This is a genomic window from Streptomyces sp. SID5469, from assembly GCF_009862865.1.
GTDB classification, from domain to species: Bacteria; Actinomycetota; Actinomycetes; order Streptomycetales; family Streptomycetaceae; genus Streptomyces; species Streptomyces avermitilis.
On the sequence record NZ_WWIN01000001.1, the window covers coordinates 6,843,199 to 6,859,463 of the forward strand.

Annotated in this window: 15 protein-coding genes; 8 read left to right on the forward strand and 7 right to left on the reverse strand. The window is 71.2% G+C overall.

Annotated features, from left to right (window positions below; all coding sequences use genetic code 11):
* Positions 1-99: 99 nt before the first annotated feature.
* From GTY58_RS29520 to GTY58_RS29530, 3 genes are read left to right on the forward strand one after another with little or no spacing between them, the layout of a single operon-like run.
* The gene (locus tag GTY58_RS29520; RefSeq protein ID WP_010987059.1) at positions 100-705 is read left to right on the forward strand and encodes a carbonic anhydrase; all 606 of its coding nucleotides are present in this window, start codon (positions 100-102) and stop codon (positions 703-705) included.
* The gene (locus GTY58_RS29525) at positions 702-2,819 is read left to right on the forward strand and encodes a SulP family inorganic anion transporter (RefSeq protein WP_010987060.1); all 2,118 of its coding nucleotides are present in this window, start codon (positions 702-704) and stop codon (positions 2,817-2,819) included. Before GTY58_RS29520 ends, GTY58_RS29525 begins: the two co-directional genes overlap by 4 nt.
* A gap of 38 nt (positions 2,820-2,857) precedes the next feature.
* The gene (locus GTY58_RS29530; RefSeq protein WP_010987061.1) at positions 2,858-3,784 is read left to right on the forward strand and encodes an oxidoreductase; all 927 of its coding nucleotides are present in this window, start codon (positions 2,858-2,860) and stop codon (positions 3,782-3,784) included.
* Between the two features lie 87 nt (positions 3,785-3,871).
* Here the strand turns inward: GTY58_RS29530 and nirD are convergent, their stop codons facing one another.
* Complete coding sequence (gene nirD / locus GTY58_RS29535) at positions 3,872-4,222, reverse strand: nitrite reductase small subunit NirD (RefSeq protein ID WP_010987062.1); 351 nt, start codon at positions 4,220-4,222, stop codon at positions 3,872-3,874.
* Positions 4,219-6,825: a nitrite reductase large subunit NirB gene (gene nirB / locus GTY58_RS29540; protein ID WP_010987063.1), complete on the reverse strand. Its 2,607-nt coding sequence runs from the start codon at positions 6,823-6,825 to the stop codon at positions 4,219-4,221. Before nirB ends, nirD begins: the two co-directional genes overlap by 4 nt.
* A gap of 389 nt (positions 6,826-7,214) precedes the next feature.
* On the opposite strand from nirB, the gene GTY58_RS29545 reads away from it, so the two are divergent.
* Positions 7,215-7,997, forward strand: a complete 783-nt coding sequence (locus GTY58_RS29545) for a TSUP family transporter (protein ID WP_010987064.1) — start codon at positions 7,215-7,217, stop codon at positions 7,995-7,997.
* A 101-nt stretch (positions 7,998-8,098) separates the two neighbouring features.
* On the opposite strand, the gene GTY58_RS29550 is transcribed toward GTY58_RS29545, so the two are convergent.
* Positions 8,099-8,719, reverse strand: coding sequence for a class F sortase (locus GTY58_RS29550; RefSeq protein ID WP_010987065.1), 621 nt, complete (start codon positions 8,717-8,719; stop codon positions 8,099-8,101).
* A gap of 117 nt (positions 8,720-8,836) precedes the next feature.
* A complete protein-coding gene (locus GTY58_RS29555; RefSeq protein ID WP_010987066.1) occupies positions 8,837-9,346 on the reverse strand; it encodes a hypothetical protein in 510 nt (169 codons plus the stop codon).
* A 366-nt stretch (positions 9,347-9,712) separates the two neighbouring features.
* On the opposite strand from GTY58_RS29555, the gene GTY58_RS29560 reads away from it, so the two are divergent.
* Entirely contained in the window at positions 9,713-10,375 is a 663-nt protein-coding gene (locus tag GTY58_RS29560; RefSeq protein ID WP_078234527.1) for an NAD(P)H-dependent oxidoreductase, read from the forward strand.
* A 30-nt stretch (positions 10,376-10,405) separates the two neighbouring features.
* Here GTY58_RS29560 and GTY58_RS29565 read toward each other — a convergent pair whose 3' ends face one another.
* Both GTY58_RS29565 and GTY58_RS29570 read right to left on the reverse strand, forming a co-directional pair.
* Complete coding sequence (locus GTY58_RS29565; RefSeq protein WP_010987068.1) at positions 10,406-11,083, reverse strand: YceI family protein; 678 nt, start codon at positions 11,081-11,083, stop codon at positions 10,406-10,408.
* Between the two features lie 344 nt (positions 11,084-11,427).
* Positions 11,428-11,850, reverse strand: coding sequence for a MarR family winged helix-turn-helix transcriptional regulator (locus tag GTY58_RS29570; RefSeq protein ID WP_010987069.1), 423 nt, complete (start codon positions 11,848-11,850; stop codon positions 11,428-11,430).
* A gap of 61 nt (positions 11,851-11,911) precedes the next feature.
* On the opposite strand from GTY58_RS29570, the gene GTY58_RS29575 reads away from it, so the two are divergent.
* On the forward strand, positions 11,912-12,661 hold the full coding sequence (locus GTY58_RS29575) for an alpha/beta fold hydrolase (protein WP_010987070.1): 750 nt from the start codon (positions 11,912-11,914) through the stop codon (positions 12,659-12,661).
* A 97-nt stretch (positions 12,662-12,758) separates the two neighbouring features.
* On the opposite strand, the gene GTY58_RS29580 is transcribed toward GTY58_RS29575, so the two are convergent.
* The gene (locus GTY58_RS29580) at positions 12,759-14,354 is read right to left on the reverse strand and encodes a M4 family metallopeptidase (protein ID WP_010987071.1); all 1,596 of its coding nucleotides are present in this window, start codon (positions 14,352-14,354) and stop codon (positions 12,759-12,761) included.
* Positions 14,355-14,672: 318 nt separating this feature from the next.
* Here GTY58_RS29580 and GTY58_RS29585 point away from each other — a divergent pair, with 318 nt between their 5' ends.
* Both GTY58_RS29585 and GTY58_RS29590 read left to right on the forward strand, forming a co-directional pair.
* The gene (locus GTY58_RS29585) at positions 14,673-15,086 is read left to right on the forward strand and encodes a gamma-glutamylcyclotransferase family protein (protein ID WP_107082956.1); all 414 of its coding nucleotides are present in this window, start codon (positions 14,673-14,675) and stop codon (positions 15,084-15,086) included.
* 152 nt (positions 15,087-15,238) lie between these two features.
* The gene (locus GTY58_RS29590) at positions 15,239-16,228 is read left to right on the forward strand and encodes an intradiol ring-cleavage dioxygenase (protein ID WP_048894206.1); all 990 of its coding nucleotides are present in this window, start codon (positions 15,239-15,241) and stop codon (positions 16,226-16,228) included.
* Positions 16,229-16,265 lie beyond the last annotated feature (37 nt).

Consider the following 16,265-nt stretch of genomic DNA (forward strand, 5'->3'; position numbering starts at 1 on the left):
ACTATTCCTGGCGGCGCTTTAGTGTTGGCTTAACCTTCGTCTGGTCATGACCCCTCTACGGTGGCACCACCTGGTCGAACTCCCTGTTCAGGAGGTGTCGTGAAGGAATTGCTTGACCATGCCCGGTCGTTCAAGCGGCAGGTCGATTTCGAGAGCGGTGAATACCGGAAACTGGCCGAGGGGCAATATCCCGAGGCGCTCTTCATCACCTGTTCGGACTCACGGGTCATACCCGCCCTGATCACAGGCGCACGGCCCGGAGAGATATTCGAGCTGCGGAACGCGGGAAACATCGTTCCGCCGCACGGACAGCACGGGGCCTCAGGCGAGGCCGCCACCATCGAGTACGCGCTGGAGGTGCTCGGAGTTCAGAATGTCGTGGTGTGCGGTCACTCACACTGCGGGGCGATGGGAGCGCTGAAGTCCGGCGACGACCTGTCCATGCTGCCGGGCGTGGACGCCTGGCTGGAGCTGGCCCGCCCGGACCTCGCGCCGATGCTCGGCACGGCCTGCGACGACCCGTCGCTGCCCGACGTGGCGCAGTGCAACATCGTCAACCAGCTCTCCACGCTGCGGAGTTACCCGGTGGTGCGGCAGCGGCTGGAGACGGGCCTGCTGCGGCTGCACGGCTGGTACTACGAGGTCGACACCGGCCAGGTGTACGAGCTGGACGACGACGGGCGCTTCCGGGTGCACGCCGGATGAGCGGGTCGCATGCGCGTGGCCGCGTTCCGGCGCACACCAGGACGGCCGCGAAGACGGTGACGAAGACGGCGACGAAGACGGCCACGAAGACCGCTACCGACGCGGCCACGGAGACCGTGCCGGAGACAGCCACGAGGACCGCCCCGAAGGCGGGGGCGAAGGCTGACCTCGGTACGGAGATCACCGCCTCCCTCGTCGTCTTCCTCGTCGCCCTGCCCCTGTGCATCGGGGTCGCCGTCGCGTCCGGCGTCCCGGCCGAGCTGGGGATCATCTCCGGGGTGATCGGCGGGCTGGTGGTGGGGGCCGCCCGGGGCAGCACCCTCCAGGTCAGCGGACCCGCCGCCGGGCTCGCCGCGCTCGTCTCGGAGACCGTCCTGGAGCACGGGGTGGCCATGCTCGGCGTGATCGTCCTGGGCTCCGGCATCCTTCAGATCGTCCTCGGACTGGTCCGGCTCGGGCGACTGTTCCAGGCGATCTCCCTCGCCGTCGTCCAGGGCATGCTGGCCGGCATCGGACTGCCGCTGATGTTCAGCCAGGCGTACCCGATGGCCGACACCAAGGCCCCCGGCACCCCCATCGAGAACATGGCCGGGATTCCCGGACTGCTCGGCGAAACGGTCACTCATCCCCAGGCCGCCATCGCCGCCCTGCTCGGCATCGTCACCATCGTGCTGAGCTTTCTGTGGAAGAAGATGCCGGGCCCGGTCAAGAAGATCCCGGCCGCGCTCGTCGCCGTCGGCATCGGCATCGCGGTGGCCGCGCTGCCCGGCGTGAACGTGAAGACCCTCCAGGTCGGGAATCTGCCGGCCGCCGTGCGGATGCCGGGACCCGAGCAGTTCGCGGGGCTGGCGGACGCGGCGATCATCTCGTCCGTCCTCACCTTCACGGTCATCGCGTCGGCGGAGAGCCTGTTCACCGCCGCCGCCGTGGACCGGATGCACAGCGGGCCGCGCACCCGTTACAACGCCGAACTCATCGCTCAGGGCGCCGGCAACACCGTGGCCGGCATCCTCGGGGCGCTCCCCATCACCGCGGTCGTCGCACGCAGTTCGGCGAACGTGCAGGCGGGCGCCACGACCCGGCTCTCCCGCGTCCTGCACGGCCTGTGGCTGCTCGCCTTCGCGCTGCTGCTGCCCCAGGTCCTCGCGCTGATCCCGATCTCGGTACTGGCCGGGGTCCTCGTGCACAGCGGCTGGAAGCTGTTCGCGCCCGAGGAGTTCCCGAAGATGTGGCGCCAGGACCGGGGCGAGTTCGCCGTCATGACCCTCACCACGCTGGTCATCGTGGCGACCGCGCTGCTCGAAGGCGTCCTGATCGGGCTCGCCGCCGGGATCGTGCTGGCGGCGCTGCGCATGTCGCAGACGGTCATCAGGCAGCACCTCGACGAGGACACGGCCAAGGTCGTCATGGCCGGCAACGCCACCTTCCTGCGGCTGCCGCAGGTGATCGAGGCACTGGAGGCCGCCGCCGCGTCGGGCAGGCCACGGATCCGGCTGGATCTGACCGGGGTGACCCATCTGGACCACGCCTGCCGCAACCAGGTCGAGGACTTCACCGCGCAGCAGCGGGGGCTGGGGCTGCGGGTGGAGCTGCTGATGCCGGGGCCGGCGAAGGCGGGGCCCGCGGAGACTGGGCCCGTCGGCCGGGCCGGGGCGATGGCGTCCGCGCCGGGTTCCGGGGGCGCGGACACACCGTCCGCGCGGGATTCCGGGGCCGGGGCGATGACCTCCGCGTCGGGGGCTTGGGCGCAAGCGGCGGCCCCAGGGTCCTGGACCGAAGCATCGGCGCCGGGCTCCTGGGAGGAGGCGAGGACGTCGGGCTCTTGGGAGGAGGCAAGGCCGCCTGCGTCGCCCCCGGCGGGCGCGGCGGGCGCGGCGGAGTCGTTCCGTCAGGGCTACCGCCACGGGTCGCGGGGCTACCGCACAGCGCCGCTCCCCAGGCGCCGCCGCGCCGCTGCCCCCGTCGAGGAGAGCGCCCCGGTGGAGGCACCCGCCATGGCCGAGGCGCCCGCGACGGCCGAGGCACCCGCCCCGGCGCCGAGCCCCACCGCCGAGTGGTTCTACCTGGACACGAGCCTCAGCGACCCCGACGACTGCGCGGGACGCCTAGGCTGAGGCCACTCCACTTGTCCGTCTGCGGAGGGAGCTGGGCCATGGCCGACTGGAACACGAGCGACATCCCCGATCAGCGGGGGCGCGTCGTCGTGGTCACCGGCGCCAACAGCGGGCTCGGGTACGTCACGGCCCGCGAGCTGGCGCGCAAGGGGGCGCGGGTGGTGCTCGCGTGCCGGAGCGAGGCACGGGGTGCCGAGGCCGGGGACCGACTGGCCGCCGAACTGCCGGGCGCCGAGGTGGAGCTCGGGCGGCTGGACCTCGGGGACCTCGGCTCCGTAAGGGACTTCGCGGCCTGGTTCCCGTACGAGCGGCTCGATCTGCTGGTCAACAACGCCGGGGTGATGGCGCTGCCGTACGGGACGACGGCGGACGGGTTCGAGACGCAGTTCGGCGTCAACCACCTCGGGCACTTCGCGCTCACCGGGCTCCTCCTGCCGACGCTGCTCGGCACGCCCGGCGCGCGGGTGGTGACGGTCTCCAGCGGCATGCACGCCCTCGCCAACATCGACATCCACGACCTCAACGGCGAGCGCCGCTACCGCCGTTGGATCGCCTACGCGCGCTCCAAGACCGCCAACCTGCTCTTCACGCACGAGCTGACTCGCAGGCTGGCGGCGCACGGGTCGGAGGTGCTCGCAGCCGCCGCCCATCCGGGGTACGCGGCCACCAATCTGCAGACCGCCGGGGTGCGGATGGAGGGGCGCCGCGCCGCCGAGCGGATCGTGGAGCTCGGAAACAGGGTCCTCGCGCAGCCGGCGGAGGCCGGCGCCCTGCCCGTCCTGTACGCCGCGACCGCTCCCGAGGTGCGCCCCGACTCCTTCACCGGCCCGTCGTTCGCGGGGTGGCGCGGGGCGCCCGCGCCGTCCTGGCGGGCACCCTGGACCCTCAACGACGCGATGGGGGAGCGGCTTTGGTCCGCCTCGGAGCAGCTCACGGGTGTGACGTACGAGGCACTGAAGGTCTGACGAGCGTCGGAGACGACGAGGAACCCCCGCGAACCCGGGACGGACACGGCGGCCTCGGCCGGCTCGGCTGCCTCGGTGGCGGCGTCGCTACGAGGTACGCACCTCGTACGTGGCGATGCGGACCGACTCGTCGTCCAGGCACTGCCCCGACTCCAGGTCGAACCGCTGCTTGAGGAGCGGGGAGGCGACGAACGGGCGGCCCTGGTGGGTGCCGGTGAGGCCGCGGGACAGGACGGCCGCGCCGCTGAACGGGTCGCGGTTGTCGATGCCGTACACACGGCCCGCGCGGTCGAGGAAGAGGGCCACCTGGCAGCCGTCGGGCAGCAGCGCGGCCACCCCGCGTCCCGGCGTCAGCAGGGACAGGTCGCAGATGGACAACCAGTCTCCCCCCAGGCTGAGGTGAACCTTCAGGGCGGTCGTCTCGGGTGCCAGGGTCATCGCTGGGCGCTTCCTTCCAGGGGTCGGTGGCCGATGGTCAGCAGCGGCAGGTCGGGCTTGATCTGGTCGCGCTCGGGGACGAAGCCGACGACCGGGTCGGGGGTGTCGGGCGCGTTGACGAACGACACGAACCGGGCCAGCTTCTCGGGGTCGTTGATGGTCTCGGTCCACTCGTCGCGGTAGTTCGCCACGTGTGCCGTCATCAGTGATTCCAGCTCCTCGCAGATGCCGAGCGAGTCGTGCACGACCACGTCGCGGATGTGGTCCAGGCCGCCGGGGATCCGCTCCAGCCAGACCGATGTGCGCTCCAGACGGTCGGCCGTACGGATGTAGAACATCAGGAACCGGTCGATGAGACGGACCAGTTCGGCGTCGGACAGGTCCTGGGCGAGCAGGTCCGCGTGGCGCGGGGTGGCGCCGCCGTTGCCGCCGACGTACAGGTTCCAGCCGTTGGCCGTGGCGATGATGCCGAAGTCCTTCGACTGGGCCTCGGCGCACTCACGGGCGCAGCCGGAGACCGCCGACTTGAGCTTGTGCGGAGACCTGAGGCCCCGGTACCGCAGCTCCAGGTCGATCGCCATCCGGACCGAGTCCTGCACGCCGTAGCGGCACCAGGACTGGCCCACACAGGACTTGACCGTGCGCAGCGACTTCCCGTACGCGTGACCGGACTCGAAGCCGGCGTCCACCAACCTGGTCCAGATGAGCGGGAGCTGTTCGACCCGGGCGCCGAACAGGTCGATGCGCTGGCCGCCCGTGATCTTCGTGTAGAGACCGAAGTCCCGTGCCACCTCGCCGATCACGATCAGCTTCTCGGGCGTGATCTCGCCACCGGGAATGCGCGGCACGATCGAGTACGAGCCGTTCTTCTGAAGGTTGGCGAGGAAGTGGTCGTTGGTGTCCTGGAGGGCCGACTGCTCGCCGTCGAGGACATAGCCGTTCGCGCCGATCGTCGGGGCCAGCGAGGCGATGATCGAGCCGACCGTCGGCTTGCAGACCTCGCAGCCGTCACCGCCGCGCGCACCCTCGCGCCCGTACCGGTCGAGCAGGCTCCGGTACGAGGTGATGCGCAGGGCGAGGACGATCTCGTACAGCTCCTCGCGGGTCTGGGTGAAGCAGCCGCACAGACCGTGGTCGACCTCGACGCCGCTCGCCGTCAGCTCGTCGTTGACGAGCTGGCCGAGGACCTTGACGCAACTCCCGCACCCGGTACCGGCCTTGGTGCACTTCTTGACCTCGGGGAGCGTCGTGCAGGAGTGCTCGGTGACCGCGCCGCGGATCGCGCCCTTGGTGACGTTGTGGCAGGAGCAGATGACGGCGGAGTCGGGCAGCGCGGAGGGTCCGAGGGCCACGCCGCCGCCCCCGCCCGCCGGCAGTACCAGCTGCTCGGGGGAGACGGGCGGCACGGAGCCGGTGAGCGCGCGCAGGGTGCCGTACGCGTCCGCGTCGCCGACCAGGATCCCGCCGAGCAGTTCGCCGTCCCGGCCGATGACCAGCTTCTTGTACGTGCCCGAGCGGGAGTCCGCGTAGACGACGTCGAGGCAGCCGGCGGTCGCTCCGTGCGCGTCGCCGAAGGAGGCGACGTCGACACCGAGGAGCTTCAGCTTGGTCGAGAGGTCGGCTCCCGTGAAGGAGGAGTCGGCGGAGGCGATCGTCGCGGCGGCCGTCTCGGCCATCTCGTACCCCGGCGCGACCAGCCCGTACACCCGGCCGTCCGCCGCGAGCGCGCACTCGCCGATCGCGAAGACGTGCGGGTCCTCGGTACGGCACTGCGCGTCCACCGCGATGCCGCCGCGCTCGCCGACCGGCAGTCCGCAGTCCCGCGCGAGCTGGTCCCGGGGGCGTACACCGGCCGAGAACACCACCAGATCCGTGGCGAGTTCGGAGCCGTCGGACAGCTTCATGCCGGTCACCGCGCCGTCGTCACCGGTGACGATCTCCTGCGTACCCGTGCCGGTGTGGACCGTCAGCCCCATGTCCTCGATGGTGCGCAGGAGCGCCGCGCCACCGCCGGCGTCCACCTGTACGGGCATCAGCCGCGGCGCGAACTCCACGATGTGCGAGGTGAGTCCGAGTCCCTTGAGCGCGCCGGCCGCCTCGAGTCCGAGCAGCCCGCCGCCGACGACGGCACCCGTGGTGGCCCGTGACTTCGCGTACGCCTCGATCGCGAGCAGGTCCTCGATCGTGCGGTAGACGAAGCAGCCCTCGGCGTCCTTGCCGGGGACCGGCGGCACGAAGGGGTAGGAACCGGTGGCGAGGACGAGGGTGTCGTACGCGATCACCAGCCCGGAGCGGGCCGTCACGGTCCGCGCCTCCCGGTCGACCGTCTCGGCCGGATCGCCGAGGCGCAGGTCGATGCCGTGCTCCGTGATGAACTCCGCGTCCGTCATGGAGAGTTCGTCGGGAGTCGTGCCCGAGAAGTACGAGGTCAGCTGGACCCGGTCGTATGCGGGGCGTGGCTCCTCGCACAGCACGACCACGCGGTGCGTGGCGGTCAGGCCGCGCTCGGCGAGCGCTTCGAGGAAGCGCTGGCCGACCATGCCATGGCCGACGAGCACGATCGTGGGGCGGTGGCCGGTCCCCACAAGTGCGGTCGTGGACATCAGGAGCCTCCATCGTTGGTGAGCAGGTGGTGCGGTGGTGCGGTGGTGCGGTGGAGCGGTGCTGCGGTGTCGCGGTGCTGCGGTGGTGCGTCGGCGGCGGCGGCGGGAGCGGAGCGGCTCTGCTCCCTCACAGCGCCGGGGGAGTGCCCCGACGGTGCCGAGTTCGCCGAACAGTCATGACCGCAGCGTGCGATGCCGGTGTTACCCGGCCGCATCACACCTGTTTCCCGGGGGGAACGCTGCCCTCAGCGGGGGCGCGGTGGAGGTGTGAGGGTTCGGCGCGGGCGTCGGGAGACCGGTGTGAGACGGGGACGTGGCGCCGGGCCGAACCTCAGAAGACCCTCAGGTCCGTGGACGGCACACCTACCCCGTCCCATAAGGTCCCGATCATGCCTGACATATCGCTGACCATGGTCGTCGTCCTGTGTTTCGCCGCGCTCGCGGCCGGCTGGATCGACGCGGTGGTGGGTGGCGGCGGGCTGTTGCTGCTGCCGGCGATGCTGCTCGGGCTGCCGGGCGGCACCCCGGCCGCGTACGCGCTCGGCACCAACAAGGCCGTGGCGATCGTCGGGACGGCGGGTGCGGCGGTGACGTACGCCCGCAAGACCCGGGTCGATGTGGGGACCGCCGTACGGATCGGCCTGGCGGCGCTCGCCGGGTCCACGGCCGGCGCGTTCGTGGCCGCCGGGCTGAGTACGGCCGTGCTGAAGCCGGTCGTCATGGTGGTGCTGCTCGGCGTCGGCACCTTCGTGATCCTGCGGCCCGCCTTCGGCATGGCCCCGTCGACCGAGCCCGTCTCGGTGCGCCGGATGCTCGCGGCGATCGGCCTCGCGGGCCTCGGCATCGGCTTCTACGACGGGCTCATCGGCCCCGGCACGGGGACGTTCCTGGTGCTGGCCCTGACCGCGCTCCTCCACCTCGACCTGGTGACGGCCTCCGCCACCGCCAAGATCGTCAACTGCTGCACCAACGCGGGTGCCCTCGCGACCTTCGCCTGGAAGGGCACGGTGTTCTGGCAGCTGGCCGCGCTGATGGCCGTCTTCAACCTCGTCGGCGGCATGGTCGGAGCCCACACGGCGCTGAAGAAGGGCAGCGGGTTCGTCCGGGTCGTGCTGCTGACCGTGGTGTTCGCGCTGGTCGCCAATCTGGCCTACAACCAGTGGATCGCGTAGCCCTCAACGGTCTTCGGACGGCTCCTCAACGGTCCTCGGACGGCCCCTCATCGGTCTTCGGACGGCTCCTCAACGGTCCTCGGACGGCAACTCAACGGCCCTCAGTGGCTGCCCGTCAGATGGGCGAAGACGACGACGTTCCCCTGATAACCCGTCGTCTTCGAGTAGCCGCCGCCGCAGGTGATGACGCGCAGTTCGGGGCGGCGGGCGGCGCCGTACACCTTCTCGTCGGGGAAGTTCCGGGCCTCGTACACCTCGACGGCGTCGACGGAGAAGACGGCCGTGGCTCCGTCGCGGCGCTGCACCTCTATGGAGCTGCCTTTCTTCAGGGCGCCGAGGTCGTAGAAGACGGCGGGCCCCTCCGCGTTGTCGACGTGCCCGGCGACGATCGCGGTGCCCGTCTCGCCGGGGGTGGTGCCCGCCTCGTACCAGCCCGCGAGGTTCTTCTTCTCGGCGGGCGGTACGTCCAGGCTGCCCTGCGGGGTGAGGAGGAGGCCCATCAGCGGGGCGTCGACGCGGATCGAGGGGATGCGGATGCGGTCGGGCGGGGAGGGCGGCAGCGCGGGCGCCGCGGACTGCTCGCGATCGGCACGGGCCGACGCCTGTGCGGCCGACGGCTGTGGTGGTGCGTGGCTCTCGGCGCCGCTGCCCAGCAGCCATGCGCCGGAGCAGAGGGCGGCCACGGTCACGGACGCTATGGCGATGTTGCCGAACCTGGGCACGCGCGCCTCCTGACTGGTCCCGTTCGCGCCCCACTGCCCCCTCCGGGCCGCGAGGGGCGTCGGACCCGGAGGGGGAGGGGACGGCGGTACCGGTGGACGGACAGCGGAGGGTGTCCGTCAGATCCCGTCGCCTCTCGCCCGGCGATGCAGGAGCCAGGTACCGCCCGCGGCGGCGACGGCAAGAGCCGCCACGCCGGCCGCGGTCTGTACGGGGTCGGTGCCGAGTGCGCCGCCGACCCCAGTCTTCACACTTCCTTTCGGCTGCACCTGCTGCTTGGTGGAGGTCAGTGTGACCATCAGGTCACCCGTCACCTGCCGGCCGCCGGAGCACTTCACGACGATCTCGTACGTCCCCGGCTGCGCGCTCGGCGGCACCCGGAACTGCCCGATGAGGTCATGCTCGTGCGCGCTGGGCGCCAGCGGGAAGGTGCCCGCGCCGACCGCGCTGGCGTCACCCGTGGCCGCGCCGCACGCCGCCGTGTTCGCCGTGATGGTGCCGCCGGGTACGACGGTGGACGGATACACCTCCAGGATGCCGCTGTCGCCGCCGTACGCGGGCGACGCGGCGAGGCCCGCGGCGCCGACGGCGAGCGCGGTGCCGGTCAGCAGACGGGCGGTACGTCGCATGGTGCTTGCTCCTCCGAGAGGGCACGGCCCGCGGCACCCCCATGTGCCGCTGCGTCGGTCGTGCCCCTGCCCTCCCGAGGTAAGTGGCACATGGCCGCGTCCGCTTCCTGACGGAACGTCAAAACTACGCAGAATGGGTGCAGGAGGGGCTCCCCGGAGATCGGCGCCAGGGGAAAAAGTGGCAGGTCACCGGGGTGGGACCGAGGTGTCGCGGAGAAGAACCGGAAGGGTGCGGGGGTGGGCTGTGAACGGGTGACCCGAGTGGTGTGCGGGGGTGCGGCCGAGGGGTTCGGCCGGGGGTGGGGTGCGGTCGGGCGCGGGGCGTGACTTGACCTCAAGATTGGTTGAGGTACCAGGCTGTGCGCCATGAAGACCACAACGACCGTGGAGTTGTCCTCCGCCCCCGTCTCTGCCCCTGTTCCTGTTCCTGTTCCTGCTCCCGCCGCCGCTGCGGCCGACGGCCCGGTCCGGGTCGCCGTCCTCGTCGGCAGCAACCGCCAGGGCCGCTTCGGGCCCGTCGTCGCCGAGTGGCTGCTCGGTCAGGTCCGTGAGCGCGACGACCTCGTGCCCGATGTCGTCGACGTGGCGGAGATTCCGCTGCCGACGACCATGTCCCCGTCCCCCGCGGCGACCGCCGCGCTCGCCGAGGTCACGCCGAAGCTGGCCGCGGCCGACGCGTTCGTCGTCCTCACTCCCGAGTACAACCACTCCTTCCCGGCCGGCCTGAAGAACCTCATCGACTGGCACTACGCCGAGTGGCGCGCCAAGCCGGTCGCCCTCGTCTCCTACGGCGGCGTCTCGGGGGGTCTGCGCGCCGTCGAGCACCTCCGTCAGGTCTTCGCGGAGCTCCACGCGGTGACGGTGCGCGACACGGTGTCGTTCCACGGCGCGAGCGCGGCGTTCGACGAACGGGGCCGGCCCCACGACCCCGCCGGTCCGTCCGCGGCGGCGAAGGTGATGCTGGACCAACTGGTGTGGTGGGCGCAGGCGTTGCGGGAGGCGAAGCGGACGAGGCCGTACGGAGGCTGACGGGCCGGAGCCTGCGGGCGAAATGCCCGCTCAGCCGGCCGGAGTGGAGCGGATGGCGGCGATGTCGAACTGGAGGCGGACCTTCTCGCTCACCATGGCGCCGCCCTCGGCCAGTCTGGCGTTGTAGGTCAGGCCCCAGTCGGAACGGTTGATCGTGGTGGTGCCGTCGAAGCCGACCCGCTCATAGCCGAACGGGTCCATGACGTGACCGATGTAGGTGAGCTCCAGGACGACGGGGCAGGTGGCGTTTCTTATGGTGAGGTCGCCGGCCATGCGGTAGACGTCCGGGCTCGCGAGTTGTACGGCCGTACTCGCGAAACGCAGGTGCGGATACCTCGCGGCGTCCAGGAAGTCGCGGCCGATCAGGTGGGCGTCGCGTTGTTCCACGCCGGTTTGGACGCTTGCGGTGGACAGCACTATCTCGGCCCGGGAACGAGCCGGGTTGCGGCCGTCGAAGTAGAGGCGGCTTTCGTATTCCGCGAAAGCCCCGCGCACGGTTGTCACCATGGCGTGCCGTACGGAGAACCCGATCCTGCTGTGTGCGGGGTCGATGACCCATTCTCCGCTCAGCGCCGCCAGGGCGGGATCCGGCGTGACGGTGGTAATGGGGGCGGAATAACCGGCGGGGGCCGTCGAACCGGCAGGGACTGTCGGAGCGGCGGGGGTGGTGGCGCGGCGGGGCGAGGAGTTGCGGCTGAACAGGTTCATGGTTCACCTGCCTACTGCACGGTATGTATTGCCGCAAGCCCTGATCGGGAGGTGAAGTTTTCGGGAAGCGTATTGGAGGATTTATGCGGCATGGCCGCCCGGTCCGCGACTACAGAATCCACACAGTCGCCGCAGAATCCTTCACAAGTGCCGACTTGTGCCATGTGGCGGCGCACGCGGAAATCATCTCGAACAATTCACCGAACCGCTGCACCACCGAACCGCTGCCTCGGTGCACCACCGAATCGGTGCACCACCGAACCGCTGCACTACCGAATCGGTGCATCGGTGCATCGGCGCATCGCGGAATCGGTGCATCGTCGAATCAGTGAATCGCCGAGTCGTTATTCGTCGGGCGCCTCGTCGCCGAGGCGCCGGAGCAGATTCAGCAAGGTCGTGCGCTCGGCTTCGGACAGTGGTGCGAAGCATTCGGCCAGTACCTCCTCGGCGACCTGGTGCCCCGCCTTCAGGGTCTTCTCGCCCAACGGGGTCAGGTGGTGCTCGATGCGCCGGCCGTGACCCGGACGGCGTTCGACCATGCCCTGGGTCACCAGCCGGCCGGCGAGGGTGCCGAACGCCTGCTCGCTCTGGAACGTCGCCGCGGCCAGCGCGCGGGCGGACGCCCCCGGTGAGCGGCTGATCGCGCGCAGCGCGTCCCACTGGGCGAGCGTCGTGCCGACGCCCGCCAGTCGACTGTCCAGCGCCCGGTGCTGACGGTACTGGGTCTGCTTGACGGCTCTTCCGAGAAGGTGCAGTTCAGCGGCCATGGGTCCAGGTTAGCACCTGACTAAGCTTGCTTATATAAACATGCTTAGTTAGGGTCCTGGTATGACTTCCGAACTGCCCTTCACCCTGTCCGAGGCCGGCACCGGCCGGCCCGTGCTGATCCTCCACGGCGGCGGCGGCCCGGCCACCGTCGCGCCCCTCGCCGGCCACCTCGCGCGAACCGCGCACACCCTCGTCCCCACCCACCCGGGCTGGAACGGCACCCCGCGCCCCGACCGGTTCGCCGGCGTCGACGACATCGCCCTCGCCTACCTGCGCCACCTCCAGGACCGGGGGCTGCGGGACGTGCTCGTCGTCGGCTCCTCCCTGGGTGGCTGGATCGGCGCCGAGCTGGCCGCGCGCGACGACCTCGGAATCATCACCGGGCTCGTCCTGATCGACGCCGTCGGCATCCAGGTCGACGGCGAACCGGTCAGGGACTTCTTCGCCCTCGACGCGCGCGGAGTCGCCGAGTACTCCTACCACGACCCCGACCGCTTCTACGTCGATCCCGCCGACATCCCCGCCGGGCAACTCGCCGCCCGTCAGGCCAACATGGCGACCATGCGCGCACTCGCGGGCGACCCGTACATGCACGACCCCACCCTCCGCGGCCGCCTGGCCCGCGTCCCGGTCCCCACCCTGGTGCTGTGGGGGGAGAGCGACCGGATCGTCACCCCCGCCTACGGGCGCGCGTACACCGATGCCTTCCCTGACGCCCGGTTCGAAGTCATCCCCAAGGCGGGCCACCTGCCCCAGCTCGAACAGCCGGAAGCCACCTTCGCCGCGATCGACGCGTACCTCGCGCGCTGAGCGGGCCCGCCGCGGCGCGCGAACGGCCGCCTCGACCCGAAGGTGAGACGGCCGTATGCAGCGGTGATACGGGGGTACCGGGGGGAACTCCGAGGGCTCAGCCCACGGACACGGCGCTCCACGCGGCGGCCACCGCGTTGTACTCCGTGCTGCCGGCGCCGTACAGGTCCTTCGCCGCGCTCAGTGTCGCGGTCCGCGCCCCGGCGTAGTTCGTCGAGGACGTCATGTAGACCGTCAGGGCCCGGTACCAGATCGCGCCGAGCTTGTCCCGGCCGATGCCCGTCACCGTGGAGCCGTTGCAGGTGGGGGAGTTGTAGCTGACGCCGTTGACGGTCTTGGCGCCGCTGCCCTCGGCGAGCAGATACGCGAAGTGGTTCGCGACCCCCGAGGAGTAGTGGACGTCCAGGTTCCCCACCGAACTGCTCCAGCAGTCCGCCGAGTTGCCGTCCTTCGACGGCTTGTCCATGAAGCGCAGGGCCGCCTTGCCGAAGCCGGAGCGGACGATCTTCTCGCCGATCAGGTAGTCACCGGCGTCGGAGGAGTTGTTCGCGTGGAACTCCACCAGGGTGCCGAAGACGTCGGAGGTGGCCTCGTTGAGGCCGCCCGACTCGCCCGAGTAGGTCAGCGCCGCCGTCTTCGACGTGACGCCGTGGGACATCTCGTGGCCGGCCACGTCCAGCGCCACCAGCGGGCCGAAGGTCGTCCCGTCACCGTCCCCGTACGTCATGCAGAAGCAACTGTCGTCCCAGAAGGCGTTGTTGTAGTTGCTGCCGTAGTGGACGCGGTTGTAGGAGCCCTTGCCGTCGCCGGCGATGCCGTTGCGGCCGTGGACGTTCTTGTAGTAGTCCCACGTCTCGTTCGTGCCGTACTGCGCGTCCACCGCCGCCGAGGAGCGGTCCGAAGCGGCCCCCGTGCCCCAGTGGTTGTCCGCGTCGGTGAAGAGGGTGGCGGGGGCGCGGCTGAAACAGATGCCCAGGATGCACAGATCCGTCTTGTTGGCCGCGTCGCCCGTGTACGTGTTCCCGCGCGTCGCGTCCTTGAGCTGGTACGTCGATCCGGACAGCGTCGACTCCAGCGCGACCGTGCCGCTGTAGAGGGACTTGCCGTCGCCCGTCGCCGTCTCGATGCTGTCCCAGGCGTCGATCTGCTTGCCGGAGCGGGCGTCGGTGAGGACCGTACGGGCGACCGGGTTGCCGAGCGAGTCCTGTCCCACCACGTTGGTGCGCCAGGCCAGTTTCGGCGCGCCGTGCAGGGCGTCGACGACGAGTTGGGGCTTGGCGGTCACCTTCTTCAGCAGCTCACCGGTGTTCGCGGCGCGCAGCGCGGCCGTGGCCAGGTCGGCGGCCTTCGGCGCGGAGAGGGCGGGCGTGATGTCGGCGAGCGAGATGGCGCGCCTGGTGGACCGGTCGGCGCCGCGGTAGGAGCCGTTCGGCGCCAGGTGGACGACGAAGTCGCCGCCCAGCACGGGGAGGTGGCGGTATGTGCGGTCGTAGCGCACATGCTGGCCGCCGTCCGCGTCAACGACGACATCGCGCACGCTGGTGCCCTGGGCGGCGGTGAGGCCCAGGCGTGCGGCCTGGTGCGTGAGCACCGCGGCCGCGTTGTCGATCACGGTGGCCCTGCTGGGGCCGGTGTCCGCGCCCGCGGTCGGGGCGAGTGCCGTGGCCAGCAGCGTGGCGGTCGCGGTGGCCACGCCGGCGGTGGCCCAGCGTGCGCAGAAGGATGTGACGGAGACACCCGGATGTGCCGTATTTGACTCAATCGGTCTCGTTGATAGGACGTACAGGGAGTGTGCGGGGAAGTGGGGGGTGGGGCGGTGGGGAGCGGGAGAGAGGGGAGTGGCGGATGAAATCGGCCACTGATGTCCGCTCAGATTTAAGGGGCCATGACATGTCATGTCCAGAGCGCGTGCGTGGAGATGTGTGAGAGGTGAGAATCGTTTCTGCAACGCTCCCGAGGAGGCCCCGGAGGGGCGCCGATCATGGTCACGGCGCACGGCGATGATGACCCGGTGACACTCCCCTTCTTCGTGTACGGCACCCTGCGCCCCGGCGAGCACAACCACGACCTCTTCCTTCGCGGACGCACGGAGTCCGAGGAGCCGGCCCGGCTGCGGGATGCCGTGCTCTACGAGGGGCCCGGATACCCGTACGCCGTGGAGGAGCCGGGCGCCGGGCCCGTGTGCGGGGAGTTGGTGACCGCGCTGCCCGAGGCGTACGGGGAACTGCTCGGGGCGCTGGACCGGCTGGAGGAGTACGTGCCGGGCGACCCCGGCAACCTGTACGAGCGGGTGGCCCTGCACGTCACCCGCGGCGACGGCGCGGCCGTACGCGCCTGGGTGTACGTGGCCGCGCCCGCCGTCGCGGCCCGGCTACGGGCGCGCGGCACGCTCATCGGGGGCGGCGACTGGCACGCCCGCCGCTGACGGCCCGTCCACTCCCCGGACCGTGCGGGTGCTCCGGCGTCGTTCCCGTCGTGCGGGTGCTCCGGTGTCGCTCCCCTCGTGCGGGTGACCGCGGGGGCGGTGGCCCGTGCGGCGTCACGGGCCGCCGGGGCGGCGCCCCTAACCTCGCCGCCATGACCGACAGCGACAAAAGCGACATCACTCGTCGACGGGTCCTCGCGCTGGGCGGCGCGGCAGCAGGCGCCGCCATGGGGCTCGGCATCAGCTCCTGCTCCTCGGACTCCGGCGCGCGCACGTCGGGTTCACCGGCGCACGGTGCCTCCGGCACCGACGTGTGCGTACTCAACTCCAGCGCCACGGAAGGGTCGTACTACCTGGACGGCGCGCTGTTCCGCCAGGACATCACCGACGGCAAGAAGGGCGTCCCGCTCACGGTGCGGCTGACCGTGCGCGACCGGACCGGGTCCTGTGCCCCGCTCGGGGACGCGGCCGTCGAGATCTGGCACTGCGACGCCGCGGGCCACTACTCCGGTTACCCGACCGCCGGCCCGGCCGGCACCGCGCCCGGGCCGGCCGGCGGGAGCACGGATACCAGCGGCGCGGACGAACGGACGTATCTGCGCGGCTACCGGACGACCGGCGACGACGGCACCGTCGAGTTCACGACGATCTTCCCCGGCTGGTACCCGCCGCGCGCCCCCCACATCCACGTCAAGGTGCACACCGGCGGCACGAGCACCGACCGTACCTACCAGGGCGGCAAGGTCAACTGGACCGGGCAGCTCTTCTTCGACGACCGATACGGCGACGAGGTCTACGGGACGTCCCCGTACACCGAGCACACCGGTACCCGCACCCGGCTCACCGAGGACACGGTCTACGCGGGCGGCGGCGCCAGGGACGGGCTGATGGCCGTCACCGGGGACGTGGTCAAGGGGTTCACCGGCACGCTGACGGTCGCCGTCGACCCGGAGGAGGAGGGCAGGGGCGCCGACACCGTCGGCGCGGGGAGCCCGCCGCCCGGCGGGGCACCGAGCGGGTCCCCGTCCACCGGGACGCCGAGCGGGCCCTCGCCCACCGCGACGCCGACCGTGACGCCCGGCGGCACGCCGACCCCGCCCCCGGACAGCGCCGCGAGCGCCTCGGCGACCGCCACGCCGTGAGCCACTCCCCGGCGGTCAGCCGCACCAACGGCACCGC

Excerpts from the sequence above, each read along its gene's own strand:
- GTY58_RS29570 (WP_010987069.1), bottom strand. The coding sequence starts at position 11,850 with ATGGCCGCTGAACTGCACCTTCTCGGAAGAGCCGTCAAGCAGACCCAG.
- GTY58_RS29545 (WP_010987064.1), top strand. The coding sequence starts at position 7,215 with ATGCCTGACATATCGCTGACCATGGTCGTCGTCCTGTGTTTCGCCGCG.
- GTY58_RS29590 (WP_048894206.1), top strand. The coding sequence starts at position 15,239 with ATGACCGACAGCGACAAAAGCGACATCACTCGTCGACGGGTCCTCGCG.
- nirB (WP_010987063.1), bottom strand. The coding sequence starts at position 6,825 with ATGTCCACGACCGCACTTGTGGGGACCGGCCACCGCCCCACGATCGTG.
- GTY58_RS29560 (WP_078234527.1), top strand. The coding sequence starts at position 9,713 with ATGAAGACCACAACGACCGTGGAGTTGTCCTCCGCCCCCGTCTCTGCC.
- GTY58_RS29565 (WP_010987068.1), bottom strand. The coding sequence starts at position 11,083 with ATGAACCTGTTCAGCCGCAACTCCTCGCCCCGCCGCGCCACCACCCCC.
- GTY58_RS29530 (WP_010987061.1), top strand. The coding sequence starts at position 2,858 with ATGGCCGACTGGAACACGAGCGACATCCCCGATCAGCGGGGGCGCGTC.
- nirD (WP_010987062.1), bottom strand. The coding sequence starts at position 4,222 with ATGACCCTGGCACCCGAGACGACCGCCCTGAAGGTTCACCTCAGCCTG.
- GTY58_RS29575 (WP_010987070.1), top strand. The coding sequence starts at position 11,912 with ATGACTTCCGAACTGCCCTTCACCCTGTCCGAGGCCGGCACCGGCCGG.
- GTY58_RS29525 (WP_010987060.1), top strand. The coding sequence starts at position 702 with ATGAGCGGGTCGCATGCGCGTGGCCGCGTTCCGGCGCACACCAGGACG.
- GTY58_RS29555 (WP_010987066.1), bottom strand. The coding sequence starts at position 9,346 with ATGCGACGTACCGCCCGTCTGCTGACCGGCACCGCGCTCGCCGTCGGC.